The sequence below is a fragment of the Robiginitalea sp. SC105 genome (genome assembly GCF_014243345.1).
Lineage (GTDB): Bacteria > Bacteroidota > Bacteroidia > Flavobacteriales > Flavobacteriaceae > Robiginitalea.
The window spans coordinates 1929355-1955868 of sequence record NZ_JACLZF010000001.1 but is presented as its reverse complement, the minus strand read 5'-3'; the positions used below and the strand labels follow the sequence as shown (position 1 = coordinate 1955868).

16 protein-coding genes are annotated in these 26514 nt (G+C 57.7%); 9 read left to right on the top strand and 7 right to left on the bottom strand.

Annotated elements, in window-relative coordinates; all coding sequences use genetic code 11:
* Positions 1–53 precede the first annotated feature (53 nt).
* The 7 genes from H7F20_RS08630 to H7F20_RS08600 are packed head-to-tail and all read left to right on the top strand — an operon-like array spanning position 54 to position 14419.
* On the top strand, positions 54–2456 hold the full coding sequence (locus H7F20_RS08630) for an ABC transporter permease (RefSeq protein ID WP_185785685.1): 2403 nt from the start codon (positions 54–56) through the stop codon (positions 2454–2456).
* 37 nt (positions 2457–2493) lie between these two features.
* Positions 2494–4878, top strand: a complete 2385-nt coding sequence (locus tag H7F20_RS08625; RefSeq protein ID WP_185785684.1) for an ABC transporter permease — start codon at positions 2494–2496, stop codon at positions 4876–4878.
* A 37-nt stretch (positions 4879–4915) separates the two neighbouring features.
* On the top strand, positions 4916–7330 hold the full coding sequence (locus H7F20_RS08620; protein ID WP_185785683.1) for an ABC transporter permease: 2415 nt from the start codon (positions 4916–4918) through the stop codon (positions 7328–7330).
* Between the two features lie 37 nt (positions 7331–7367).
* Complete coding sequence (locus tag H7F20_RS08615) at positions 7368–9806, top strand: ABC transporter permease (protein WP_185785682.1); 2439 nt, start codon at positions 7368–7370, stop codon at positions 9804–9806.
* Between the two features lie 24 nt (positions 9807–9830).
* Positions 9831–12287, top strand: coding sequence for an ABC transporter permease (locus H7F20_RS08610; RefSeq protein WP_185785681.1), 2457 nt, complete (start codon positions 9831–9833; stop codon positions 12285–12287).
* A gap of 33 nt (positions 12288–12320) precedes the next feature.
* Positions 12321–12998 (top strand): ABC transporter ATP-binding protein, encoded by a 678-nt coding sequence (locus H7F20_RS08605; RefSeq protein ID WP_185785680.1) that lies wholly within the window; start codon positions 12321–12323, stop codon positions 12996–12998.
* Positions 12995–14419 carry a TolC family protein gene (locus H7F20_RS08600; RefSeq protein WP_255444020.1) on the top strand — a complete coding sequence of 475 codons (1425 nt, stop codon included), beginning with the start codon at positions 12995–12997 and terminating at the stop codon, positions 14417–14419. Before H7F20_RS08605 ends, H7F20_RS08600 begins: the two co-directional genes overlap by 4 nt.
* 59 nt (positions 14420–14478) lie before the next feature.
* On the opposite strand, the gene H7F20_RS08595 is transcribed toward H7F20_RS08600, so the two are convergent.
* The 7 genes from H7F20_RS08595 to H7F20_RS08565 form a co-directional block, all read right to left on the bottom strand.
* Positions 14479–14658 carry a quinol oxidase subunit 4 gene (locus tag H7F20_RS08595; RefSeq protein WP_185785679.1) on the bottom strand — a complete coding sequence of 60 codons (180 nt, stop codon included), beginning with the start codon at positions 14656–14658 and terminating at the stop codon, positions 14479–14481.
* Between the two features lie 122 nt (positions 14659–14780).
* On the bottom strand, positions 14781–16295 hold the full coding sequence (locus H7F20_RS08590; protein WP_185785678.1) for a S10 family peptidase: 1515 nt from the start codon (positions 16293–16295) through the stop codon (positions 14781–14783).
* A gap of 139 nt (positions 16296–16434) precedes the next feature.
* Complete coding sequence (locus H7F20_RS15880) at positions 16435–17298, bottom strand: hypothetical protein (protein ID WP_221898709.1); 864 nt, start codon at positions 17296–17298, stop codon at positions 16435–16437.
* A gap of 45 nt (positions 17299–17343) precedes the next feature.
* Entirely contained in the window at positions 17344–17898 is a 555-nt protein-coding gene (locus tag H7F20_RS08580) for a hypothetical protein (protein WP_185785677.1), read from the bottom strand.
* Between the two features lie 218 nt (positions 17899–18116).
* Positions 18117–19094, bottom strand: coding sequence for a cupin domain-containing protein (locus tag H7F20_RS08575; RefSeq protein ID WP_185785676.1), 978 nt, complete (start codon positions 19092–19094; stop codon positions 18117–18119).
* Between the two features lie 261 nt (positions 19095–19355).
* Positions 19356–20204, bottom strand: coding sequence for a LytTR family DNA-binding domain-containing protein (locus H7F20_RS16025; RefSeq protein WP_185785675.1), 849 nt, complete (start codon positions 20202–20204; stop codon positions 19356–19358).
* 64 nt (positions 20205–20268) lie between these two features.
* Positions 20269–21117: a DUF4886 domain-containing protein gene (locus tag H7F20_RS08565; protein WP_185785674.1), complete on the bottom strand. Its 849-nt coding sequence runs from the start codon at positions 21115–21117 to the stop codon at positions 20269–20271.
* A gap of 157 nt (positions 21118–21274) precedes the next feature.
* Between H7F20_RS08565 and H7F20_RS08560 the strand changes: the two genes are divergently transcribed.
* Together H7F20_RS08560 and H7F20_RS08555 are read left to right on the top strand one after the other, a co-directional pair.
* Positions 21275–24508, top strand: a complete 3234-nt coding sequence (locus H7F20_RS08560; RefSeq protein ID WP_185785673.1) for a hypothetical protein — start codon at positions 21275–21277, stop codon at positions 24506–24508.
* Positions 24509–24556: 48 nt separating this feature from the next.
* Positions 24557–26506 (top strand): S9 family peptidase, encoded by a 1950-nt coding sequence (locus H7F20_RS08555; protein WP_185785672.1) that lies wholly within the window; start codon positions 24557–24559, stop codon positions 26504–26506.
* Positions 26507–26514: the final 8 nt, after the last annotated feature.

The following is a 26514-nucleotide window of genomic DNA, read 5'->3' as shown; positions in this document are numbered from 1 at the left end:
GGGTTTATTCATCAAAACCTTCCTTCGGGAAGGTCCAATCAAAAAACGAATTTATGTTGCGCAATTATTTTAAGATCGCCTGGCGGAATCTCTGGAAGAACAAAATCTATTCGGGGATCAACATCATTGGGTTAGCTGCCGGCATGGCCGTCACCCTGCTGATCGGGCTATGGATCTGGGACGAGCTGAATTACAATTCGCATTTCCCGAACAGGGACCGGATTGCCCAGTTCTACCAGACCCAGACCTTCAACGGGAAGCAGGGGACCGGCTCTGCCATCCCCAGGCCGCTGGAGTTTGCCATCCGGGAGAGTTACGACCAGTACTTTGAGCATGTCGTCATGTCCTCCTGGCAATTCCCTAACTATTTGGAAATAGGGGATAAAAAAATCAGCCGGCAGGGGAATGCCATGCAGGAGGGCGCTGTGGACATGCTCTCCCTGGAAATCCTGGAAGGGGCCGCCGACGGGCTGAAAGAGCCCAATTCCATCATGCTTTCCCAATCAGCCGCCGCGGCATTGTTCGGTACAGATGAACCGGTGGGTCAGATCTTACGGCTTAACAGCCAATATGATATGAAGGTGACGGCAATTTACCGGGACATCCCCACCAATACGAACTTCGGGGAAATGGACTACCTGATCCCCTGGAAATTTTATGCAGATAGCCAGGAATGGATCCGGAATGCCATGGATACGTGGGGCAACAACTCCTTCCAGCTTTTTGTGCAGTTGCGGGAAGGGATCGATATGAAGCAGGCATCCGAGGCCATACGGAACGTGAAATATGACCGGGTGACGGATGAAGGCCGGACTTTTAACCCACAGCTCACCCTATTGCCCATGACGGATTGGTACCTGCGCGGCCGGTTCGAAAATGGCGTACAGAGCGGAGGCCGTATCGAGTATGTTTGGCTCTTTGGCTGGATCGGGCTTTTTGTGCTGATACTGGCCTGTATCAACTTTATGAACCTCAGCACTGCGCGTTCCGAAAAACGCGCCCGTGAGGTGGGCATCCGCAAGTCCATCGGCTCATCCCGCGGGCAGATCATCCGGCAATTCCTCGGGGAATCCCTGCTGACGGCAGCCCTGGCTTTTGTCCTGGCTGTCGGCATCGTATTGATTTCCCTGGGAGGGTTCAACCAAATCACGGCCAAGGAGATCAGCTTCCCTTGGGCCAATGGAACCTTCTGGGCCGCAACCCTTGCCTTTATCCTGCTGACGGCCCTTTTGGCAGGCAGCTATCCTGCCCTGTACCTCTCCTCTTTCCAGCCTGTGAAGGTGCTGAAAGGGACCTTCCGGGCCGGGCGGTTTTCAGCCCTGCCGCGCAAGGTGCTGGTGGTGACCCAATTCACGATATCCGTGGCACTGATCATCGGTACCCTGGTGATCATGAAGCAAATCCACCATGCCAAAAACCGTCCGATGGGCTACAATACCAGCGGGCTCATCCAGATCCCGGTCATGAGCCAGGATTTTTCAGGAAAATACGACTTGATGCGCAACGAATTCAAGAATTCCGGTGCGGTGCTGGAAATGTCGGCTTCCAGCAGCCCGACGACCTCGGTGTGGTCGAACCGCTCCGGTTTCACCTGGGAAGGCAAGGACCCGGGGTTCCAGGAAGATTTCGCCTGGGTGGCGATCACGCCCGAATACGTCGAAAGCATGGGACTGAAGGTTACCCGGGGACGGGATCTCTCCCGGGACTTCGCCACGGATTCCCTCGGAATCCTGCTGAATGAGACCGCCGTGGCCTATATGGGCGTCCAGGATCCGGTTGGGATGATCATACGGGACGACGACGAGGAAGACCCCGACCCGCCCCTCACAGTGATCGGGGTGGTCGAGGACATGATCATGCAATCCCCTTACGAACCGGTCAAGCAGACGTTTTTCGTTTTTGACCGCTACGATGAAATCAGCTATTACAACCTCAAGCTGAACCCGGAACGCAGCGTGTTGGAAAACCTGGCGACCGTGGAAGCCGTCTTCAAGCGCCAGTTCCCAAACCTCCCCTTCCAGTATGACTTCGTGGATGAGGAATACGGCCGGAAATTTGCGGCCGAGGAGCGCGTGGCCGACCTGGCGATGGTCTTTACCATCCTGGCAATCCTGATCAGCTGCCTGGGCTTGTTCGGCCTGACGGCTTTTGTCGCCGAGCGGCGCACCAAGGAAATTGGCGTCCGCAAAGTGCTCGGGGCAAAGGTCTCCAATATCTGGATGCTCCTGTCCAGGGATTTCCTGCAGCTCGTGCTGATCTCCTGCCTGGTGGCCTTCCCCATCGCCTGGTGGCTGATGGACGGGTGGATCCAGAAATTCACCTACCGCACCAGCATTACCTGGATCATTTTCGTGGCTGCCGGCCTCGGTGCACTGACCATCACGGTGCTTACCGTCAGCTTCCAGGCCATCAAGGCGGCCACACAAAACCCCGTAAAGAGCCTCCGGACAGAATAAGCAACGCATCCAACCCATCAATCGCAAATAAACCGTCATGATCCGCAACTATTTCATTACTGCCTGGAGGAGCCTGAGAAAGCGACGGACCACCAGCCTGATCAACCTGCTGGGACTGACCATAGGCTTTGCCTGCGCCGTTCTGATCTACCTCTTTGTTTCCCACCACCTGGGCTTCGACGATTTCCATACCGACGCGGACCGGATCTACCGGTTGAATACGGACGAGGAAACCGATTATATCGAGTATGAAGGCAGCGTCCCCCCGGGGATGGCCAATGAGATCCGAAACGAATTCACCTTTTCGGAAGCAGTGGCACGCTATGCGGACTGGCAGGAGGACGTGCTGGCCGTGGAACGGGACGGGGCCACGCAGAAGTACCGGGAAACCCTGGCATTCGTGGAGCCGGAATTCTTAGAAATCTTCAACTTCCCGGTTCGCGGGGGCACTCCAGATGCCTTGGAGGCACCCAATTTGGCATTTATCACCGAAGAAGTGGCCATGAGGCTCTTCGGCCGCCGGGATGCCATTGGCGAAACCTTTGTCCTTGGCAATACCGAAACGATCCGGGTAGCCGGCATCCTGGACCCGCTCCCCGAAAAGTCCCTGTTCGACCGGGAAATCCTGGTTTCCTTCCCGACCCTTAAAGTCTATTCGGAATGGGTGACCAGCGATAGTTTCCGCGGCATCACCAGCATGCTGCAGACCTTTGTGCGTGTGCGCCCGGGGACGGATCCCGCAGCGGTTGAAGCCCAGCTGGCCGCCCTGCCCGGCAAGTACCGGCCGGATTCCAAAAATATCCACCATTACCGGCTCCAGCCGCTTCTGGACATCCATCTGGGCGGGTTGTACCCCGGGGGCATACAGGAACGCATCCTCTGGATCGTTTCCCTGATCGGGTTCCTGGTACTCCTGCTGGCCTGTATCAATTTCATCAACATCACCACCGCCCAGTCCCTGAACCGTTCCCGCGAAGTAGGGGTACGCAAGGTCCTGGGATGCGGCAGGCACCAGTTGCTCCGGCAATTCCTTTCGGAGGTCTTTCTGCTAAGCTTGTTCGCGCTTGTGGCCGGCCTGCTCACGGCCTGGCTGGCCCTGCCTTATTTTAATGACATTACGGGCCTTTCCCTGGGTTTTGAGTCCCTGGTCAACCCCGGCTCGATACTTTTTATGCTGGGAATCCTCGTATTGGTAACCCTTTTGGCGGGTTTTTACCCCGGGGTGGTCCTGGGCCGGATCCCGCCGGTACTCGCCCTCAAGCGAAAGCTGACCCAGCGCGATTCAGGCGGCCTGCGCACGCGCCAGGTACTGGTCACGCTTCAATTTACCATCTCCATCGGCCTGATCATCGCTACCCTGGTGGTTGGCAGGCAGCTCCGGTATGCCGTGGAGTCCGACCTGGGCTATGACACGTCCGTCCTCATGCTGCCCATTCCTTCTGACCTGGAGCCCCGGCAGCTCGAAAGCCTGAAAGCGCGCCTGTCCAACCATTCGGCCATCAGCCAGGTTTCCTCCTGCTTTGCCAGCCCGGGCGCCCCGAACAACATCTGGGGAACCAGTGTGCGATACAACAGCAGGCCGGAAGTTGAAGAATTTGCCATCGATGTGAAGGTGGCCGACAGGGACTACCTGGGCACCTTTGGGCTGGACCTGGTGGCCGGTCGCAACTTTTTTGAAAAACGGGATACCGTGGATGAAGTTCTCGTAAACCGGACCTTTGCCCGGATGGTGGGCGCGGAATCCCCGGAGGCCGTTTTGGGGAAGGAGATCGCCGTGGGCGGGAAGTATGTCCGTGGCCGGATCGTAGGGGTGGTGGAAGACTTCCATGATTCCGATTTCACCTCGCGTATCAACCCTGTTTTTATTGCCCCTGAACCGGGCAACTACGGGGAATTTGCCGTAAAACTGCAAGCCGGCCGGCTGCGGGAGGGGATCGCCCACCTTGAAAAGACCTGGACCGGGGCTTTCCCCGATTTGCTTTTCGAATACGAATTTGTCGATGAGCGGGTGGCCCAGCAGTACGCCACGGAAACCCAGTTCCTGACCCTGGGCAAACTATTCAGCCTGCTGGCCATTGGGATCGGCTGCCTGGGTATCTATGGGCTTGTGTCCTTTTTCGTCGCGCAGAAAACCAAGGAGATCGGCATCCGGAAGGTCCTGGGCGGGTCTGTGACAGATATCCTTGCACTCTTTACCCGGGAATTTATCGGCCTGGTGGTCGTGGCCGGGGCAATCGCCATCCCGCTCACGGCATTCCTGATGGAGAGCTGGCTGCAGAATTACCAGTACCGTACACCCCTGGAATGGTGGGTATTCGCATTGGCTACGGCAGCCGTACTCTTGATCACCCTGGCCATAATCGTGCTCAAGGGCAGCAAGGCCGCCTGGTCGAACCCCGTAAAAAGCCTGAGGACCGAATAGAAAAGCATCAAGCAACTCAATCAAAAAAACAAACGCCATGATCCGCAACTACCTGAAAATCGCCTGGAGAAGCCTGATGCGCTACAAGGGGTATACTTTCGTGAAGGTCAGCGGCCTGGCGGTAGGCGTGTCCTGTTGTCTGCTGATCCTGTTATTTGTGCGCAGCGAATGGAGCTATGATGCCTTCCACACCCAATCGGACCGCCTGTACCGGGCCTGGCAGGACGAAGCCTTCCAGGACCAGCGGTTCATAAATGTCATTACCCCCCTGATCCTGGGCCCCACCCTGGAAGCCGATATACCGGAAGTGGAGCAAACCTGCCGGGTGATGAGCCTCCGGCCCATCGTTACCCTGGGGGCCAACCGTTTTACCGAAGCGGTTCTCATGGTAGACCCTTCCTTCTTTGACCTGTTCGACTTCCCCGTCCTGCGCGGCAATACCGCGGCGCCCCTAGCGGGGCCCGGAAGCCTGGTCCTCTCGGAATCTGCGGCCCGGAAGTATTTCGGCGATGCAGGGGCCGTGGGGCAGGACCTGGAAATGGATCTGGGGGATGAACAGCGCCGCTTCACCGTTTCGGCTGTGGTTGCCGACGCACCCCAGGCTTCCAGCATTCAGTACGAGATGCTCATTTCCTATGCCAATGCCGGTACGCTCATGCCGCAACAGGCCCGGGACAATTGGTTCAATGTCAATACGGAAACCTATGTCCTGCTCCGGGAGGATGCCACAGCCGAAGCCGCTTCGGCCAAGTTTCCGGCGATGATGCGCAAGGCCCTGGGGGAAGACTATCCCGAGGGTGGTTTTGATATCTACCTGCAGCCCATAACGGACATCCACCTGAACAACAGCCTTCCCGCCGGCAACCAGCCTGTGAGCGACCCGAAATACAGCTATATCCTGGCCTCGGTGGGACTCATCATCCTGTTGGTGGCCTGCGCCAATTTTGTGCTGCTGTCCGTGGGGCACTCCGGCAACCGGGCCCGGGAGGTGGGGGTGCGCAAGGTGCTGGGGGCCCGCAGGCGGGAACTCATCCGGCAATTCCTGGGGGAAGCCTTCCTGGTGACCTGTATGGCCGTGTTGCTGGGCCTCGGGCTGGCGCTGCTCCTGCTCCGCCCCTTCAACAACCTGATTGTCCGCGACCTTGACTTCCCGGCCGACTGGGGATTTGCAGGCTTCTGCCTGGTGCTTACCCTGGCCGTGACACTCCTTTCGGGGTTTTACCCGGCCCTGGTACTCTCCCGGTTCAACCCGGCCAGGGTACTCAAGGGCCTGATGGCCGCCGCAGGGGGGTCTGCGCTGCTCAGGAAGGGCCTCGTGGTTGCCCAGTTTGCTGCTTCCATTGCCCTGATTATCTGTTCGGTCTTTATCGGGCAACAAATCCGGTATTTTCAGGAAAAAGACCTGGGGTATGAACGTGAGCACCTCATCGTGGTACCCACCAATATGGGCCGGCAGGAAGGCATCCCCCTGGCGGAACGCTACCGGACTGCCTTGCTGTCCCATCCGGAAGTGGCCAATGTGTCTGTAGACCTGTACAGTTTTGCCGAGACACCCTGGATCACCATGGGGTTTACCGATGAACAGAACGCCTACCAAAGCTTTCAATACAACCTGGTGGATCCGTATTTCGTGGAAACGATGAAGCTCCGCATCAAGGAGGGGCGGTCGTTCGATCCCCAGGTCACTTCCGACCGGGCCGGGGCTGCCGTGGTCAATGAAGCCTTTGTCAGGCAGTTTGGCCTTCAGGAACCCATCGGCCAGAAACTTCCGGGCCGCTTCCCCCCGCGCATCATCGGGGTGCTCGAGGACTTCAACTACGAATCCCTCCACAGTCCGGTAACCCCCCTCGTGTTGACGCTACAGCCGGATTCCATGATGCGCTACACGGAAAATGTGGGCATGGCCTTTTCCCCCCAGCCCAGGGTCACGGTACGACTGAAAGGAGGGAGCCTTGTAGGGCAGGTAGACCTGCTCAAGACAGCCTGGGCTTCGGTAGCGCCCGACCAGGATTTCGAGCACACCTTCCTGGATGAGTCCCTGGCCGCCCGCTATCAGGCAGAACGCCGCACCGGGACCATCGTAAAAGTGGCCTCGGCCCTGGCTGTCTTTATCGCAGTACTCGGCCTCTTTGCCCTGGTCACCCTGACCCTTGCAAGAAGGCGGAAGGAAATTGGAATCCGACGCGTACTCGGGGCTCCTGCAAGCAGCATTGTCCGCCTGATCTCGATGGACTACGCCAGGCTGATCGGACTGGCATCCCTGATTGCCATCCCCCTGGCCTGGTGGTTTATGCGCAGCTGGCTGCGGGATTTTGCCTATACCATCGAACTGCACTGGTGGGTATTCCTGCTCGGGGCCCTGGGGGCCCTTGCCATTGCCCTGCTGACCATCGGGGTCCAGTCGGCGCGCACGGCCCTGTCCAACCCAGTGAACAGCCTGAGGACCGAATAGAAAAGCATCAAACAACTCAATCAAAAAAACAAACGCCATGATCCGCAACTACCTGAAAATCGCCTGGAGGAACCTGAGAAAAAACAGGGTCTTCTCCTTTATCAATATTTTCGGGCTCGCCCTGGGCCTGGCCTGTTTCATGCTGATTGCCCTGTATGTGGCGGATGAATGGAGCTACGACCGCTTCCATGCCAAGGCCGAACGCATCTACCGCGTCCATTCGGATGTCCGGATGGGGGAGACCGACCTGCATATGTCCGAAACCTCAGATCCCATGGGGGAAACCCTGAAGAACGAATTCCCCCAGGTGGAGGAGTTTGTACGCCTTTACAACAACTCGGGGGCCAAACTCATCAAACACGGGGACGAATACCTGAACGAACCTCGGGTGGCCCACGCCGATTCCACGCTCTTTGATGTCTTCACCCTGCCGGTGGTAGCCGGGACCGGGAAGGGGGCCCTGAGCGAACCCAACGCCGTGGTGATCTCCGAATCCGCCGCAGAACGCTATTTCGGGGGGGCTGCGGCAGCCATTGGCCAGAACCTGGAAACCGACGACGCCGGCGGAACCGCCTACCAGGTCCGCGCCGTCTTCCAGGACCTGCCGGAACAATCGCATTTCCATATCGACTTCTTCTTTTCCATGGCCAATGTCAATTACGACTTCGGGAATTTTGCGAGCCACAATTTTAACACCTATATCCTCTTGCGCGAAGGGGCCGACCCGGCGGAATTTCCGGCAAAGTTCGAACAGGTGATCCAAAAGTACCTGGCCCCCCTGCTCCAGCAATATATGCAGACGGACCTGGAAACCTTCCGCAAAAGCGGTAACCGGATTGAATATTCCCTCATGCCCCTTACCGACATCCACCTGCATTCCGACCGGACGGCAGAATTCGAACCCAACGGCAGCATCCAGAATATCTATATCTTCTCCGTTGCAGCCCTCTTTATCCTGGTGCTCGCCTGCGTGAATTTCACCAACCTGTCCACGGCCCGTTCGGCCGGCCGGGCACGAGAGGTGGGCATCCGCAAAACCATGGGTACCCGGAAACCTGCACTGATCGGGCAGTTCCTCACCGAATCTGTCCTGCTGGCCTATATTGCCCTGGTCCTGGCGGTCGGGATCTGTGCCCTGCTCCTGCCCTGGTTCAATGGAATATCGGGGAAGGAACTGGTGCTCGCCGACCTGCTCCGCCCGGGTTACCTGCTCTTCCTGGGAGCCCTGCCTTTGCTGGTGGGGGTGCTGGCCGGGGTCTACCCTGCTTTTTTCCTGGCTTCCTTCAACCCCATCCGGGCGCTCAAGGGCAAAAAAGGCTCCGGGAGCAAGGCGGAACCGGTTTTACGAAACGCCCTGGTCGTTTTCCAGTTTGCGGTGTCCATCATCCTGATCGTAGGCACCCTGGTGATCTACAACCAGCTGGAGTTTATCCGGAAGGCCCGGATCGGTTTTGACAAGGAACAGGTGGCCGTGGTGGATACCGGTGGCATCCCCGGGTCCAACCGCGCGGCCTTCAAGCAGGAAGTCGCCGCCCTGGCGGGGGTCCGGTCAGCAGCATTTGCAGGGTACCTGCCGGTGGCGAATTCCTCCCGAAGCGATACCTCCTTTTCAACGGATCCGGTAATGAGTGAAACCAATATGTTCAACATGCAGATCTGGCGGACGGACTACGACTATATCCCCACCATGGGCATGGAGCTCCTGGAAGGGCGGAATTTCTCCACCGAATTCGGGTCGGACTCCACGGCCCTGATCATCAACCAGCGGGCAGCGGAAATCCTGGGGGTTTCCAACCCCGTCGGCAGCAAGCTTTACTACAGGAGTGCCCCGGATCAGGAAGAGGCGGAGATCTACACGATCATCGGCATGGTGAGGGATTTCAACTTCGAATCCCTCCGCCAGAACGTCGGTCCCCTGGCGATGCGCCTTGGGCGGAACGACTGGGCCACTGCGCTGCGGATGGCCCCAGGGGACCTGGAGTCAACCCTCGCACAGGTGGAGCAGCAGTTTCATGAAATGGCACCGGGAATGCCTTTCAGCTATACCTTCCTGGATGAATCCTTTGACCAGATGTACCGGCAGGAACAGCGCATGGGCCGGGTAGCCCTCAGTTTTGCCGTACTGGCCATCCTGATCGCCTGCCTGGGCTTATTCGGGCTGGTCACCTACGTGGCCGAGCAGCGCACCAAGGAAATCGGGATCCGCAAGGTGCTCGGGGCATCCCTGGGGAATATTCTGGGCCTGCTTTCCCGGGATTTCCTCAAACTGGTGTTGCTGGCATTTGTCATCGGCAGCCCCATCGCCTGGTGGGCCATGAGCGCCTGGCTGGAGGATTTTGCCTACCGGGCCCCAATCGAACTGTGGATATTTGCGGCAACCGGGGGCGCAGCCCTGGCGATCGCTTTGTTCACCATGGCTTTCAAGGCCTTACGGGCTGCCTTACAAAACCCTGTAAACAGCCTGCGGACCGAATGACCCATCCATCAAAAAACAAATGCCATGCTACGCAACTACTTTAAAATCGCCTGGAGGAATCTACTCAAACACAAAGCCTATTCCCTGATCAACATCGCAGGACTGGCGCTGGGTGCAGCCATCTGCCTGCTGATCGTGCTGTTCATCCAAAGCGAGCGGAGCGTGGATGCCTGGCGGCCCGATGCCGACAACATCTACCGGATGGTGGTCAAGCGCAAATACCCTACACGGGAAAGCTCCTATTCCATTATCCCCCAGTCCTATGCAGAGGTGGTTACGGAGGAATTACCCGAGGTGGAAATGGCGGTCCGCGTCTTCAACTTCTTCAACAACGGCACGCTCCGGATACGGCAGGGCGATGAACGATTCGAGGAGACCGGCGTGCTGCTGGCAGATCCGGGTTTCTTTGACCTGTTCAAATCCAGGCGGTTGTTCGGCGATGACGGGGACCCGCTGGAGGGGCCGAACTCGATCGTCCTGAGCGAGCGTACGGCCCGCAAGTATTTCGGTGACCCCGCCAAGGCGGTGGGACAGATGCTGATCCCCGAAATCAACAACGAACAGCCACTTCAGGTTACCGCCGTGTACGAGGACTGGCCGGAGGCCTCCCACTTCACTTTCAATGCGCTGATTTCCACCGCGGGGAACGAAAATTTTGATCAGGAGAATTTTGTCGGTTTTTCCGCCCACACGTATTTCCGGCTACACCAGGGAGCGAACCCGGAGAAGGTCGAAGCGGCCATGCCGGGGATCATCCGCAAGTATGCCGCAGGGAACATCCAACGGTCCTTTTTCATGCCCATAGACGATTTCATGGCAGCCGGGAATGGCTATACCTACTACCTGCAGCCCCTGAAGGATATCTACCTGACTTCCCACCTCGAGAACGAATTCCGGGTAAACGGCAGTGAAACCACCCTGTACATCTTTGGCCTGGTGGCCGCATTTATCCTGTTTATCGCCTGCGTCAATTTTATTAACCTGGCCACCGCCCGTTCATCGGAACGCGCCAAGGAGGTAGGTATCCGCAAGACCTTTGGATCGGTGCGCAAAGCATTGATCGCACAGTTCATTGCCGAATCCTTCCTGATGAGCCTTATGGCCATGGCAGTTGCCATTGGATTTTTCGCCTTGTTGGTGCCTGTTTTCAATGATATTTCAGGCAAGGATTTCAGCATGGCCTCCCTGCTGACGCCGGGCGCCTTGCTCTTGCTGGTTTTATTCACCTGCATCACCGGTTCCCTGGCCGGGGTCTACCCGGCCTTCGTCCTCTCCCGGTTCAACCCCATCCAGGTGCTGCGCGGGAAATTCCATTCGGGCAGCCAGGGGAGGAACCTCCGGAGCGGGTTGGTGGTTTTGCAGTTCGCCATCTCGGTAATCCTGATCATCTGCACCCTGATCGTGAACCGTCAGATGAACTACATGACCAGCGAACGCCTCGGATTCAACAAGGAACATACGCTGATCCTTGAACGGACCGACCTGTTGGGGACCGACACCCGGGCGTTCAAAAACGAATTACTTGCCCTGCAGGGTGTGCAGCAGGTATCCGGGGCCACAGCGCTGCCTGGCCAGCAGAATTACTTCGGGGTGAGCTGGGCCACCCTGGACAAAAGGAATGAACCCATTACCGGGCGGGGGATCATCGTGGACGAATACTACGGAAAGGCGCTGGACCTGGAGCTGGTAGCCGGCCGGTTTTTCTCCGAAGACTTTCCGACAGACTCCCTGGCCGTGGTCATCAACCAGAAGGCGGCCGCCGAACTCGGACTGGACGACCCTATCGGCCAGCGGCTGATTACCCCCGATGGCTTCCTCAATGCCCCGGACGGAAGTGAACATACCTACCACGTCATCGGGGTGGTCAGGGATTACCACTACCAGTCACTTCACGAGCCCATCACGCCCCTGATTTTTACAAGCGGTGCCCGGTTTAACAATGTCATGCAGCTCACCGCTGTCCGGGTGGCCGGGGGCTCCATGGAACAGGTACTCGACCAGGTCCGCGGGGTCTGGTCCCGGTTTGTCCCGGAAAAGCCCCTTACCTTCCAGTTCCTGGACCAGACCATTGCCAACCAGTATGATTCGGAACGCACTGCCCGGAAGGTTTTCACATTTTTTTCGCTCGTGACGATATTTATTGCCTGTATAGGCCTTCTCGGGCTTGCTGCCTACACCACCCGCCAACGCGTCCACGAAATCGGCATCCGCAAGGTCCTCGGGGCTTCTGTGGGCACCATCGTGATGATGCTCTCCAGGAATTTCGTCAAACTGGTTGGGATTGCCACCCTGATTGCCCTGCCGGTTGCCTGGTTTTTCATGGACCGGTGGCTGCAGAATTTCACCTACCGGATCGACTCGAGCTGGGACCTGTTTGTTTCCGCTTCCGGTATTGCCCTGGCAACCGCATTTTTAACCATCAGCTTCCAGGCGATCCGGGCGGCGATGCAAAACCCGGTAAAAAGCCTGCGCACCGAATAGGATGCAACCGATTTTTCACATAAAGCAAATGGCATGTTACTGAAATTGGAAAATATCTATAAATGGGTCAACCAGGGGGGGAACCGCACCTTCCTGCTCAAGCACCTGGACCTGGAAATTGACGAAGGGGAGTTTGTCTCCGTGATGGGGCCCTCAGGCTCCGGGAAATCCACCCTGCTGAATGTAATCGGGTTGCTCGACGGGTTCGATGAGGGGGATTATTATTTCCAGGGTGAGGCTGTCCACCAAATGCGCGATAAGGAAAGGGCGCGGCTGCAGAAGGAGCATATCGGGTTCATTTTCCAGGCCTACCACCTGATCGACGAGCTGACGGTATATGAAAACATCGAGACCCCCCTGCTGTACCAGAAGGTAAAATCCTCGGAGCGGAAGGCCCTGGTGGGGGACATCCTGGACCGCTTCAATATCGTGGGGAAAAAGGACCTGTTCCCCAGCCAGCTGAGCGGGGGGCAACAACAACTGGTGGGCGTGGCCCGGGCGCTGATTTCCAGGCCCAAGATCCTGCTGGCCGATGAACCCACCGGGAACCTCAACTCACGCCAGAGCAGGGAAATAATGGAATTATTTAAAGAACTCAACAGGGAAGGGATGACCATCGTACAGGCCACCCATTCCGAATTCAACGCTTCCTATGGCACGCGCATCCTGCATTTGCTGGACGGGAGCTGGACCGATACACCCGAATTATGATCAACCTGTTCAGAATCCTATTGCCCATCCTGCTGCTCGCTGCCGCCCAAATGGTTGCCGCCCAGGATACCGGGGTACTCACCCTGGAAGCCTGTATAGCCCGTGCCCTGGAAAACAACCTGGACCTGGCGGGGAACCGCCTGGATGCCGAAACCGCCCGGGTCAACTACCGCCTGGCGGCCGGGGATATGCTGCCCGGGGTAAACGGCGACTTCGACCTGGGTATCAATGATGGCCGGAGCATTGACCCCTTTACGAACGACTATATCAACGAAAAACTCACCTTTTCCAATATTGGGTTAAGCCTCAATGCCCTGGTGTTCAATGGCTTCAGCCAGTATAACACGATGCGACGCCAACGCCTGAACCTCAAGGCTGCGGACCTGGAATACGAAGCGGCGCGGCAGGCACTGGCCCTGGAGGTCACCCTGGCCTTCCTGCAGGCGCTCAATGCCCGGGAGCTCGTCCGGCTAACCGAGGGGCGCATTGGCTCCACGGAGGTACAGGTAGTGCGACTTCAAACGCTGTTTGACCAGGAAACCGGCAACCCGGCGGCCTTCCGCGACCTGCAGGGACAGTATGCCTCCGACCGGGCGACCCTCGCCCAGGCGCGGAATGCGCTTACGGCCGCCGTGCTCGAACTGGAACGGCTGATGAATTCGGAAGCCCCCATTGACCCGGAGCGCCTGGGTATCCTGATGGATTTCGAGCCCTACGGCCTCTCCGCCGGGGAGGTCTACGCGGATGCCCTGGCCAACCTGGACGCTATCGAGGCGCGGCGCCTGCGGCTCGAAGCCGCCCGGAAAGGCGTAGCCGCTGCCCGGGGCCGGTTCACGCCCGAAATCTCCTTCTTTGCGGGACTTCGTTCCAACTATTCCAGCCTGGCAAACCTCTTTACGGAAACGGGTACGGAAATAACGGAAACCGGGGATTTCGTAACCATCGCCGGGCAGGATTACCCGGTACTGAGCGAAAGCATCCTTTTCCAGGCAGACCCGATCAGCTATCGCGATCAGCTGGATAACAACCTGAGTACCTTTTACGGAATGAGTGCCCGCATCCCCCTTTTCAACGGGCTGAGGGCCCACAACAACCTCAAGCAGCAAAAGATCGAGCGCACACGGGCCGAGGTGGCCCTGGACCAGTCCGAATTGCGGTTCCGCCAGGCCATACGGGGTGCCCATGCCGACATGGAAACCGCCCTGGAGCGGTACCGGGTGCTTGAAGAGCAGGTGGCGGCTTACGAGGAATCCTTCCGGATCAATGAAATCCGATTTAACAACGGCGTCTCAAACAGCACGGAATACATCGTGAGCAAAAACAACCTGGACAATGCGCGCATCAACCTGGCCAACGTGCAATACGAATACCTGCTGCGGGTCCGGGTGCTGGAGTACTACCGCGGGAATGCACAGTGGTAAAGCGGGAGGTCCGGGATGGATGGGTCCAGGTTGAATGGAATCGGGATGGATAGGTCGTTTCAGGCGCCCCCTCTCCCCTTGGCTTTCTGCTGCCCGGGGGCATAAGCCTTCGCTGACTTTTCACCGGTTATTTTCTTGGCCTGCCCGGGTGGCAGCCCACCATTACCTGTGGTCTGGATGGACTTACAGGCACCCAGGGAAAACAGGGCAATCAAAACAAATAGGGCATACTTTTTCATGATCGGAAGATTTGGTTAGCGGCGGGTACAAAACCGGCCTATTAACCAAACGCTTCGTGCCCAGAATTAGTATCGGGTGCAAAAGACAAGTCCCCGGCTGTCAGGCAGGGGCCGTAAGCAGACTACTCGGACGTTTCATCCAGGAATGCCCCCACCTCCGACCGGAACTGGGCCATGGATTCGGGTTGCGTATACATCATATGCCCGGCGGGGTAGTATTTCATGAGGATGTTGTCCCGCAGCTCTTTCGGAAGGTTCATATGGCTGATGGAGTGCTCCACCCCGTAGAAGACGGTTGCAAGGTCAAAATACCCATTCAGGATCAGGATCTTCAAGTTCGGGTTGCGCTTCATGGCGGTGGTCATGTCCGGCAGCGTGCTGATGGCGACCTGCCCGCCCCAGGCGGAATTCCCGTCGTGTTTCCAGTCCCAGCGGAAGCCGTCCCGCTGGCCGGCAGTGGTGACATAGGTCAATTTTTTATCCACCCCCAGGTCTTCGTACAGGTAGTTTTTGAAGGCCGAGATGTACGGCGGGGAGATGGCATCGCTTTGGGGGTCGGTTGCAGCGTACTGCCCGATCAGGTCCTCATTGATGCCCGTAAAGCGGGAATCCAGGCGTCCCACCGTCCTGCCTTCATCCCGCAGGAGCTCCTGGAAAAATTCCTGGTTGGTCACCCGCAGCCCGGCACGGGACCAGAAATCGGCGCTGACCCCTGTCCAGGCGGCCAGTTTAGCCGCCATGGCCTGTTTTTCGGAGGCGGTGAGTCGATCGCCCCTGAGCAGGGCCGGGGCGTATTCATTCTCGGTAAACCGGCGGACCTCTGCGGCAAATGCGGCCAGGTCCGGATTTTTGTTGGGGATTTTGTCGTGATACCAGGCAGTGGTGGCATAGGTTGGGAAATGGACCAGGTAGGCCACATCATCCCCGGGGCCGAACAGCAGGTGTTGCAGCTCGAAAACAGCCGAGACCATGATCACCCCGTTCATCGCTACCCCCCGGTCCTGCAGCCATTTGACCAGGCCTGCGTTGCGGAAGGTGCCATAGCTTTCCCCCAACAGGTATTTGGGTGCGGCCATCTTGCCTTCACGGATCAGGAATTGCTCAATAAACAGGCCAATGCTGTTGATGTCCTGGTCCACCCCCCAGAAATCCTTGAATTCCGATTTACCGACGGGTTTGCTCAGCCCCACCCCTACCGGGTCAATCATCACCAGGTCGGCTTTGTCCAGAAGCGAAAATTCGTTGTTTACCACCTGATAGGGGGCCGGCCCCGTGTAACCGGGGTCTTCCACCACCACCCTTTTGGGACCCAGGATGCCGAAATGCAGCCAGAAACTGGCGGAAAGCGGCCCCCCGTTAAAAGCGAAGATGATCGGCCGGTCGTCGCGCCCCCCTTTCAGGGCGTAATGCGTGAACCCGAACTGGGCAATGGGCTCATCCTCCGTATTTCGCAACAGGTGGGTACCCACCTCGGTATCCAGGGTATAGGTGCGCCCCTGGATGGTCACCGATTGCTCGCTGGTAAAAGACAGCGGCTCGGGTATTGGCCGGTCGTTTTTGAGTTGGTCTTTGGTGTCCTGCGCAAGGGATGGCAGAGCCAGGCACAGGGCCAGGGCGATCAGGAAAGTTATTTTCATAGGGTGGTTGGTTTCAGTCTCGGATTAAAACCTCAAAAGGTAGCGCTTCCCCCAGGAAATGACAAAGAAATTACCGCGAATTCTACCCGGAAGCAGCCACTTCCACCCAGAGCAGCCCCGAGTTTGCACCCCTGCCCGACTATACCTTCCGGGCGAGGAGCCGGAGGCCCGGTTCTTCCACGGTGAGGCTTGCAACACGCTCCCCAGCCATTTGGAAGGTAACGGTGACCGAAGGGGTGCCGTTGTACACAAACGCATGGTTCCCCAGGTAGTACAAACCTCCCCCGAATGCGCCGAGGCGGCCCAGGGAAAGCATCTCGCGCATATTTTTCCGGACGCTGAAGCCGTCCTTATCGCCGGGCCCGTAACGATAATCCCCCAGATATTGCTCCTTTTCGGCCTCTGTCATAGGCTGGTCCGGCCATTGGGGATCGGCATCCCCGAGGTCCTGCAGGTAGTCGATCAGCTGCTGCTGCCGTGCCTTGTCGACCGGGAATCCGGCTACTTCCCGCATCCCGGTCCGGGCATGGGAAAGGAGGGAGATGCCATGCGGCCCATAGATGCCCTGTATCCCCGGTGTTTCGCTAATCATCGCCTTCACCGCATTGATTGCCCCGAACATCGCATAGGTAAAGATATCCGGCCGGGCCCCTTTTTCCATCAGGTAACTGGCAATATCCCGCCTCCCCACATGGGATGCCGCCCCCAGGGCGGTTTCAAAATCCCCGAAGGCCCAATCCCAGCAGGCGCGGGCCAGTTCAGGCCTGGGTTCGACCAGGACCTTGACGCGGTCGAGGTCAAAGTGGCTGGCACCGACCACTTCGCTCACCGTTCCCTGGTCCAGGGCGGGATAGTTCGGGGATAGCTCCGGGTCGGCAGTATTCACGGATTCGGTCCGGCGGATGTGGCCGGGATGGGCATACTGTATATTGGGGATACTAACGGCCAGCAGGCCAAAAAACGAAGAATTCAGGAAATACCGGCGGGAGGTGTTCGGGTCCATGCCACAAGGTATTGAAAATCAAAATAAAAAGCTGTGAAGTCTTTGTTAATCAACCTGCTTATCACCGGATCCCCTTTCGCTGGCCAGGCGCAGGCCGGCGCGGACGAGCCTGTAGATGATATAGGATAAGATGCAGAGCAGGACGCCAATGAAAATTGGCAGGACGCCCCCGAAGGTGTAGGTCAGCCCCATTACAAATCCCAGCAGGCACTCGGCCCGGTACACCGGCAGAAAAAAGGCCAGAGCAAGGGGGGAGAACAACACAAAGGGCATGAAGTCCGCAAGTCCAAACTCCCAGAGGGATGCCAGGAAGATGCCTAAAGCCAGCGCCAGTAGAAACCCGATCACAACAGGCGGTTCGGTTATTGCATTTTTCGTCTTCTTCCCGGTCCGTTTTTCTACCCGCCACAGGGCATAAAAGGCCAGAACGGGGATGGTCAGAAGGCCCCAACCGTTCGAGATGGCCGGTAAATCCTGCCTTGCCAGCAGGTGGTGGGCCGTTATCCCTCCGTGGAAATATTCCCAGAGGACGTGCGCCAGTACGGGCAACCCTGCGAGTAAGGCAATCAAGGCCCTGGTGACAAGTGATCGTTTGGGCATTAATGGGATCTTGATGGTTATAACATAGGTCGGTTCAGTGAACGGATTGTTACAGTGGCTGAACGGATTCGGGCGTGTTTCCACAAAAATACCCTGGCCTGCTTTCTGTTTGCAGCCCTGGCCGGTAAATTAAAACCGGGTGGGTCACTGCCCCACCCGGTTTCATCATCAACAAATCTACCAGGGGTTTTTTCTAAACAGGCCGGCAAAACCGGGAATTACTGCCCGCGCGGATTGGATTCGGCCACCTTTTCCCTTTCAGCTGCCACGCGGGCCTCGTTTTCGCCGTAGAAGGCATATTCCTCCTCCAGGAACGACAAATAGGACTGGCCCCGGGCATAGTCGATATTATCCCCGAACAACACCAGGATCCCTTCCAGCGGCTCCGGGTAGGGGTTGTAGAGAATATGCTTCATATAAGGTGCCACAAAGACGCTCATCCCCGGCTCCAGGTCTATATGCTCCTCCCCGATCTCAGCCTTGCCCCGGCCCTTGATTATAATGAACAGGTTGGGCACCTGGCTTTTATCGAGCCCGCGGTCTGCATTGGCTGCTTCTTCCTGGCCCAGGGTAAACCAACCGATTCGCTTATCCTTCATGGTATACAGGGAGACGATCTGGGCGCCATGACTGGGGAGGGAACTTTCCCTGGCGAAGCGGGTCACCTCCACAGGGGAGCGCTTCCAGAAATGCTCCATGGTGAGGTAGGATAAGGCGGTGTGTTGTTGCGTGGAGCGGAAACCCTCCATGTCCTCCACATCAAAGGCCACGTAATCCGCTCCGGTAGATTTGGCGGCGGCCGTACTGGCCGTAAGTACTCCGGTGAAGATTTTTTCCAGTATCTCCCGGTCGTCGAACCGGAAGAACCAGGTAGGGCTTTCCGGTGCCCCTTTCCGCAGGGTTACCGTATTCGGGCCAAATTCGTGGTAGGTGTACTGCAGCTCTTTACCAACCGCATAGGGCTTTTCAGCTCGCCTTACGCGTACCTGCCACCAGTCCTGGCCCACCCGGATGCCAAAATCGGCATCCAAAGCCATCACATCGCGCCGGTAGCTTTCGGCAAACTCCTTTAGGATCGTTTCTGTGGGGGGGATTTTTCCGGGCTCCTGGGCCTTGAGTGGGAAGACCATAAAGAAGGCCATAAGTGTGCAAAAAATGAGGACTCCCGGTTGTTTGATAATCGTTGTTGGTTTCATTGTGTTATTGATTTTAATTGGACATTGTTCTGCTATACAGACGATGGCCGCGACCTCGTTGTTACCCTTACATACGGGCTTTGTGGCGAATGGGCGGTATTTGGGGCGAGCGGAAATTCCCGTGGGGTGGATGGAAACTTCCCGGGGCGAATGAATCAGGCCAGGGGGCTGGATAAACGGGGCATCGGGATGCATCAAACCGCCAAAGTGGTTGGAGAGGGGTAGGATAAAGTTGCCTCAGGAGGCCTTCAGGGGCAGGTTTCAGGCCGGGATGGAAGCCGGCCTTAATCGGGATAAAACCGCTTCCCTGTACGAGCGTGAAACGCGGATGGGATCCGGTACATCCCGGAGGGTGAGCTGCAGTGGATGGCCCTCGGTAAAGGAGTGGACCTGCTTCAGGTTCACCAGGTAGGAGCGGTGGCAGCGGATCAGCCCCGGATATCCGGTGGTTTCCGATATTTCGGCCAGGGTGGTGCGCAGTAATTCGCTTTTCAGGTGCCCGGCTTTCACGTAGTACAGGGCCACATAATTATCCTGTGCCCGGGCGAACCTGAAATCGGAAGCCGTCACGGCAAAACCCTCATTTTTTCCCTGTCCCGTAAAGCGCAACAACTGGTTGGGATCTCTTTCCTGTTGCCAGTTAACCCGCATCTCCCGGTACCGAAGGCTGAGGGACCGGTAACGGAAATAGAAAAAGATCCCGACCATCGGGAATATGAATACGGAGGCGCAATTGAGCACAAAGCCAACCGCACTCCCCAGGCTGAGATCGTGCCAGTTTCCCAGGATATTGTACAACAAATAGGTGCCCAGGCCGAGGCAAAGCATCAGCCAGAGGGACCATAGCAATACCTGCCTCAGCCGTGCTCGTCTGATTACCAGTGGTTTGACAAGGAATTCGTTCAGGGCGGTCAACCCAATGACGATCAGGCCGAAGTACCCGATTTCGATAAAAAAATCAAGCCTGTACTGGTGGTTCGGGTCATAGTTGTTTACACCGAAGGGCAGGAAAACCACGAGAAATGCATAGAGGAAGCAGCCAAGCCCCAGGCTGATGGCCCGTTTGTAAGGGGTCTCCAAATAGAAGTCGTAGGAGGTGTCTTGCCGCACGGGGTTCCTGTTTTTTCAATTCAAGTTAAAAAAATTCCGCGTTTCCCAACCTCTATGAAAGGGACTACTGGTGGTACCGGTCCACCACCCGTTTGAGGGTTTGGGCCTGGTCTGCATCCAGGGGTCCGGTATACTCGAGTGCGGTTGGGTTACTCCCGGTGAGCAGGTAATAGAACTCGCAGGCATTCAGGAAAGCACCTGCTGCGCTTGGGTGGAAGGCATCGTCAAAAAGGTCGATTTCACCGTGGTCATTCCGGATCCTTTCGAATAAATCCCCGTGGTTGGATTTTTCCATATTGGCGGCCTTTGCGAGCTCCTCATAGCCCGCGTTCAGTGCCCGGGTGTGTTCGGACAGGTTGCCGAATTCCCCGGAGCAGTAAGCATCATCCGGGAGGGAGGCATCGATCAGGCCGGAGGGGTAGCAGTACCGGCGGGGATAGGTGGTGTCTGCCGCCCAGGTATTGAACAGGATAAACCGGCACGGGGCATTCAGGTAGGCCTTGCTGCTGGCAATAGCAGGGGCCACCAGGAATGCCCGGGCTTCAGGGATCATAACGGGCACGGTCCCTTCCTGCAGGACCACCACATCCCATTCCCTTTCCCTGAGCGCATTCTCCGTACCCGTTATTTCCCCATCCATTTTGGGCCGCGTGTAGGTGGACTCCCCGTCCATGCGTGTGATGATCTGGTCCAGGTGCCCACGAAGGGACATGCCGGGTACCGTGCTCTGGTGGATGCGGACCGTATGGCCCCCCTCGGCGAGCATTGCCTGCAGCATCTGCGGCATATCGTGGTAATAAGTCAGGCTGTTGCCGACAAAGAGCACGTGGGTGGAATCCGCATTGGCCGCAGGCTGCCCCTGGGCGGACATCCCTGCGAGGACCCAGAAAGTGAACAGGAAAAGGTTTTTCAATGAAATGCGGGGTTTTCGGGCCGGGCCCGGTTTCCTTAAAGGTAAATAGAATTCGCAAGATGTCCGTTTTGCACCGGGCCCGAAGGATTCGTATTAACAGAGCTTTAAGAAATCCCCTATCCCCTTTTTGTATTTTAGAGCGCTAACTAAATCAGACATGAAGAATCAATTACTCTGTGCGCTGCTCCTGGCAGCGGCCCCCCTGTTTTCCCAACAGTTCAACACAAAACTCGCAGGCGACCTCAAGCCCCGGAATATAGGCCCCGGCGGGATGAGCGGCCGGGTCACCACCATCGATGTGGTAACCTCCGACCCGGAGGTCATGTATGCGGGGACTGCCTCCGGCGGCCTTTGGAAAAGCACCTCAGGTGGTGTCAAATGGGAGCCCATCTTTGAAGACCAGGTGACCGCGAGCATCGGGGCGGTAGCCATCCAGCAAAGCAATCCTTCCGTCATCTGGGTGGGTACCGGTGAGGGGAACCCCCGGAACAGCCTCAACGGCGGCTATGGCGTCTTCCGATCCCTGGATGCCGGCAAGACCTGGGAGCGGATGGGGCTGGAAAAAACCCGCCATATCCACCGCATCCTTATCGACCCGACCGACCCGAATACCGTCTACGTGGGCGCCATCGGCTCCCCCTGGGGGGAACACCCGGAACGGGGCGTCTTCAAGACCACGGACGGGGGGCAGACCTGGGAAAAGATCCTCTTTGTCAACAATAAAACGGGCGTGGGCGACATGATCATGGACCCGACCAACCCGAACAAACTGCTGGTGGGCATGTGGGAACATCGTCGCTGGCCCTGGTTCTTCGAATCCGGGGGTCCCGGCAGCGGCCTGTACATGACCCATGACGGGGGAAAGACCTGGAAACACCTCACCGAAGAGGACGGCCTTCCCAAGGGCGACCTGGGACGCATCGGCCTGGCGATGGCCACCAATAAACCCAACCGGGTGTACGCCCTGGTGGAATCCAAAAAGAATGCGCTCTACCGGTCCGAGGACGGGGGGTTTACCTGGAAAAAGATCAACGATGGGGACGACATCGGGAACCGCCCGTTTTATTATTCTGACCTGTGGGTGGACCCTGAAAATGAAAACCGGGTGTATTCGGTGTTTACCTATGTGAACGTCTCTGAAGACGGGGGAAAATCCTTTACGGAACTGATGCCCGCCTATGGGGTGGACAACGGCGTCCACCCGGACCACCACGCCTGGTGGATCCACCCCACGGACGGGCAGTTCATGATGGATGGAAATGACGGGGGGCTGAACCTGACCCGTGACGGCGGCAGAACCTGGCGCTTTGTGGGCAACCTCCCCGTGGCCCAGTTTTACCATATCGCAGTGGATGAAGAGTACCCGTACAACGTCTATGGCGGCATGCAGGACAATGGTTCCTGGCGAGGCCCGGCTTACGTTTGGCGCGCCCAGGGCATCCGGAATTCCTACTGGCAGGAAATCGCCTTCGGAGATGGCTTTGACGTAGTGCCCGACCCGGACGATTCCCGATATGGCTATGCGATGAGCCAGCAGGGTTATGTGCGGCGGTACGACTACCTCACCGGGAACGACTACTCGGTGCGGCCCACCCCCCCGGACGACACTACCGAGCTCCGCTTCAACTGGAACGCGGGCATCGGACAGGATCCCTTTGACAACAACACGGTGTACTTCGGCAGCCAGTTTGTCCACAAAAGCACGGACAAGGGACTGACCTGGTCGGTCATTTCGCCGGACCTGACCACCAACGACCCGGCCAAACTCAAACAGAGCGAAAGCGGCGGCCTCACCATGGATGCCACCGGGGCGGAAAACCACTGTACCATCCTGGTTATAGAACCTTCCCCGGCCGAGCGGAACATGCTCTGGGTGGGGACGGATGACGGCCGGGTTCACATCACCCGGGACGGGGGCGGTTCCTGGACGGAAGTGGGCACCAACATCAAGGGCCTGCCCAAGGGCAGCTGGATCCCGCAGATCAAGGCTTCCCCGGACAACCCGGGGGAGGCGTTGCTCATCGCCAATGATTACCGGCGCTTCAACTACACCCCCTATGCCTACCGGACCCGGGATTACGGCCGAACCTGGGAACGCATCGTGGACGGGGAGGACGTGGCCTCTTATACGCTGTCTATCGTGCAGGATCCGGAAAACCCGAATCTGCTCTTCCTCGGCACGGACGACGGGTTGTATTACAGCATGGACGGGGCATCGAGCTGGTCCAAATGGGACCACGGCTACCCGACGGTATCCACCAAGGACCTGGTGATTCACCCCAGGGAACAGGACCTGGTCATCGGCACCTTTGGACGCGCCGCCTGGGTACTGGACGATATCCGGCCCCTGCGGGCCATCGCCGGAAACCCGGCAGTGCTCAACAAGGAAATCGGGCTCTTCCCCACCCCAACCGCCTACCACGCCGCCTACCAGCAACCCACCGGGTCGCGCTTCGGGGGGGATGCCGAATACAACGGGGAAAACCGCCGGGGCGGCGCCATGATTACCTATTACCTGAAAACAGGTAAAAAAGAACTGGAAGCCGCAAAAAAGGATTCGAAGGAAACGAAAACTACCGGGATGGATCCGGAAGGGGAAGCGGAATCCGACAACGATAACAAGGAGGAAAACAGCCGGGATTCCGTCATCTTCAAATTCTATGACGGGGAGCGGTTGATCCGTACCCTGAAGTACAAAACCCCGGATTCCGCCGGCCTGCACCGCATCTACTGGGGGCTGGACGAGGCCGGAGCCGACCGCCCCTCCCGGTCCCTGCGCAAGCGCAACCGCGAACCCGGGGGGCCGGACGTGTTGCCCGGCACCTACAAGGTAGTGGCTCAATTGGGGGAAGCTACCGACAGCACCACGGTTACCGTCAGCAGCGACCCGCGTTTGGACATTCCTCAAAAAGCCCTGACCGATGCCTATGAAACGGCGAAAAAACTGGAAGCCTGGCAGCAAACCGCAGCCGATGCGGTGGAACAACTGGTAAAAAGCAAGAATGTTGCCGGGGAGTTCGAAAAGGAACTCAAGAAAAAGGATAAGGAGGCCTACAAAGACCAGATCGAAGCCTCCCGGGAAATCGTCAAGTCGATAGATTCGCTCATCGCCAGGTATATTGGCAAGGAGGACAAGCGGCAGGGCATTACCCGAAACCCGGAGATGACAGTCGTGCAGCGCCTCGGGAATGCCTATGGCTATGCTTCCAGCCGGCCCGGGGGCCTGACCGCCACCGAGCGCCGCCTGCTGGAGTATGCCGAGGCAGACCTCAAAGAGGCCCTGTCGGCGACCAATGCGTTCTTTGGGGACCCATGGAAGGCCTATCGCGAACAAATGGAGTCCCTGGACCTCACTCCCTTTGTGGAAACCGAAACCTTTTCGATGGAATAGGCGTCCAACAGGGAAACAACGGATTTTTATAACCTAACAAACAAACAAATGAAACGACTCTTATTTGTATTAGCCCTCCTTGCGACGGCCCTGGCCTGTAAGGAAGAGGTACCTGAACCTTCGATAGCAGATACCCTGGAGGATTACACCATCGAGCAGATGATGGACAATGAAAATGTCGGCGGCGGCAGCTTCAGCCCGGACAACAGCAAGTTGCTGGTCTCCAGCAACCGCTCCGGCATCTACAACATGTACACGGTGCCCACCTCCGGGGGCGACTTTGTGCCGGTAACCGCGTCGGACAGTTCCTCGGTTTTTGCCATTTCCTATTTTCCGGACGATGAGCGGAAGCTCTTCCGGATGGACAACAACGGGGATGAAATCTGGCACATTCACCTGATGGACCGCGATGGCACCTCCAGGGACCTGACCCCGGACGAGGGCGCCCGCGCCCTTTTTTACGGGTGGTCGGAGGATAAGCAATCCTTCTATTACGGCAGCAATGCCCGGGACAACCGCTTTACCGACCTCTACGAAATGGACCTTGAAACCCTCACGCCTTCCCTGGTCTACCAGAACGATGAGGGGTACAGCGTGGACCTGATCTCGGACGACAAACGGTACATTGCCCTTTCCCGGAACCTGAATACGAACGACAGCGACCTGTTCCTCTATGACCTGAACGAGGAGTCCCTGACCAAGGTAAACGAAAACCAATCGGCCAACAGTGCCCAGGACTTCGGGCCGGACGGGTATTTTTACTATACCACAGACGAGGGGGGAGAATTTGCCTACCTGATGCGCTACAACCCGGGCGACGGCAGCCGCCAAAAGGTCCTGCAGCGCGATTGGGATGTGATCGGCAGCTATTTTACCGAAAAGGGCACCTACCGGGTGACCTATATCAACGAGGATGCCAAGAACAGCATCGAGGTTTGGAACATGGCCGAGGGCAAGCCGCTGGAATTGCCTTCCCTTGAGGACATGGATATTACAAGTGTCGGTTTTTCGGACGACGAATCCATGATGCGTTTCTATGCCGGTGGCTCCCATACCCCTTCCGACCTGTATGTGTACGACCTCGAAAGCAAGGAAATGCGGCAGCTTTCCAATGTACTGAACCCGGAGATCGCAGCGGAGCACCTGGTGCAGGCCGAGGTGGTGCGCTTCCCGTCCTTTGACGGCCTGGAAATTCCCGCTATCTACTACAAACCCCACCAGGCCAGTGCCGACAGCCCGGTCCCTGCCCTGGTCTGGGTGCACGGCGGCCCGGGCGGGCAGTCCCGCCAGGGGTTCAGCCCGGTAATCCAGTACCTGGTCAACCACGGCTACGCCATCCTGGCGGTGAACAACCGCGGCAGTTCCGGGTACGGGAAAAGCTTTTACCGCATGGACGACCAGAACCACGGGGACAAGGACCTGAAGGACCAGATTGCAGGCAAGGACTGGCTGGCTGCCCAGGCAGAGATCGACGGTGAAAAGATCGGTATCCTCGGTGGCTCCTATGGGGGGTACATGACCATGGCCGCCCTGACGTATGCGCCGGAGGAATTCGACGTGGGGGTGAACCTGTTCGGGGTGACCAACTGGATCCGCACCCTGCGCTCCATCCCGCCCTGGTGGGAATCCTTCAAGGATGCGCTCTACGAGGAAATGGGCGACCCCTACAGTGCGGACTCCGTGAGATTAAGGGCCATATCCCCCCTGTTCCACACGGATAAGGTCACCAAGCCGCTGATTGTCCTCCAGGGTTCCCAGGACCCCCGGGTACTGCAGGTGGAATCCGATGAGATCGTCGCCGGGGTCCGCAAAAACGGGGTGCCCGTGGAATATGTGCTCTTTGAGGACGAGGGCCACGGCTTTGTCAAGAAGAAAAACCAGATCGAAGCCTACGGGCGCGTCCTGAACTTCCTGGATACCTACCTGAAAGGCGAACCGGCAGCACCCATCCGGGACGGCGCCATGGAAGAACCCGAACTGCCAGGCGACAGCCAATAGGAGAGACC

Coding starts and splice junctions, on each gene's coding strand:
- H7F20_RS15880 (WP_221898709.1), bottom strand. CDS start 17,298: ATGGACCCGAACACCTCCCGCCGGTATTTCCTGAATTCTTCGTTTTTT.
- H7F20_RS08615 (WP_185785682.1), top strand. CDS start 7,368: ATGATCCGCAACTACCTGAAAATCGCCTGGAGGAACCTGAGAAAAAAC.
- H7F20_RS08630 (WP_185785685.1), top strand. CDS start 54: ATGTTGCGCAATTATTTTAAGATCGCCTGGCGGAATCTCTGGAAGAAC.
- H7F20_RS08560 (WP_185785673.1), top strand. CDS start 21,275: ATGAAGAATCAATTACTCTGTGCGCTGCTCCTGGCAGCGGCCCCCCTG.
- H7F20_RS08610 (WP_185785681.1), top strand. CDS start 9,831: ATGCTACGCAACTACTTTAAAATCGCCTGGAGGAATCTACTCAAACAC.
- H7F20_RS08600 (WP_255444020.1), top strand. CDS start 12,995: ATGATCAACCTGTTCAGAATCCTATTGCCCATCCTGCTGCTCGCTGCC.
- H7F20_RS08580 (WP_185785677.1), bottom strand. CDS start 17,898: ATGCCCAAACGATCACTTGTCACCAGGGCCTTGATTGCCTTACTCGCA.
- H7F20_RS08620 (WP_185785683.1), top strand. CDS start 4,916: ATGATCCGCAACTACCTGAAAATCGCCTGGAGAAGCCTGATGCGCTAC.
- H7F20_RS08595 (WP_185785679.1), bottom strand. CDS start 14,658: ATGAAAAAGTATGCCCTATTTGTTTTGATTGCCCTGTTTTCCCTGGGT.
- H7F20_RS08590 (WP_185785678.1), bottom strand. CDS start 16,295: ATGAAAATAACTTTCCTGATCGCCCTGGCCCTGTGCCTGGCTCTGCCA.
- H7F20_RS08555 (WP_185785672.1), top strand. CDS start 24,557: ATGAAACGACTCTTATTTGTATTAGCCCTCCTTGCGACGGCCCTGGCC.
- H7F20_RS08625 (WP_185785684.1), top strand. CDS start 2,494: ATGATCCGCAACTATTTCATTACTGCCTGGAGGAGCCTGAGAAAGCGA.
- H7F20_RS08605 (WP_185785680.1), top strand. CDS start 12,321: ATGTTACTGAAATTGGAAAATATCTATAAATGGGTCAACCAGGGGGGG.
- H7F20_RS08575 (WP_185785676.1), bottom strand. CDS start 19,094: ATGAAACCAACAACGATTATCAAACAACCGGGAGTCCTCATTTTTTGC.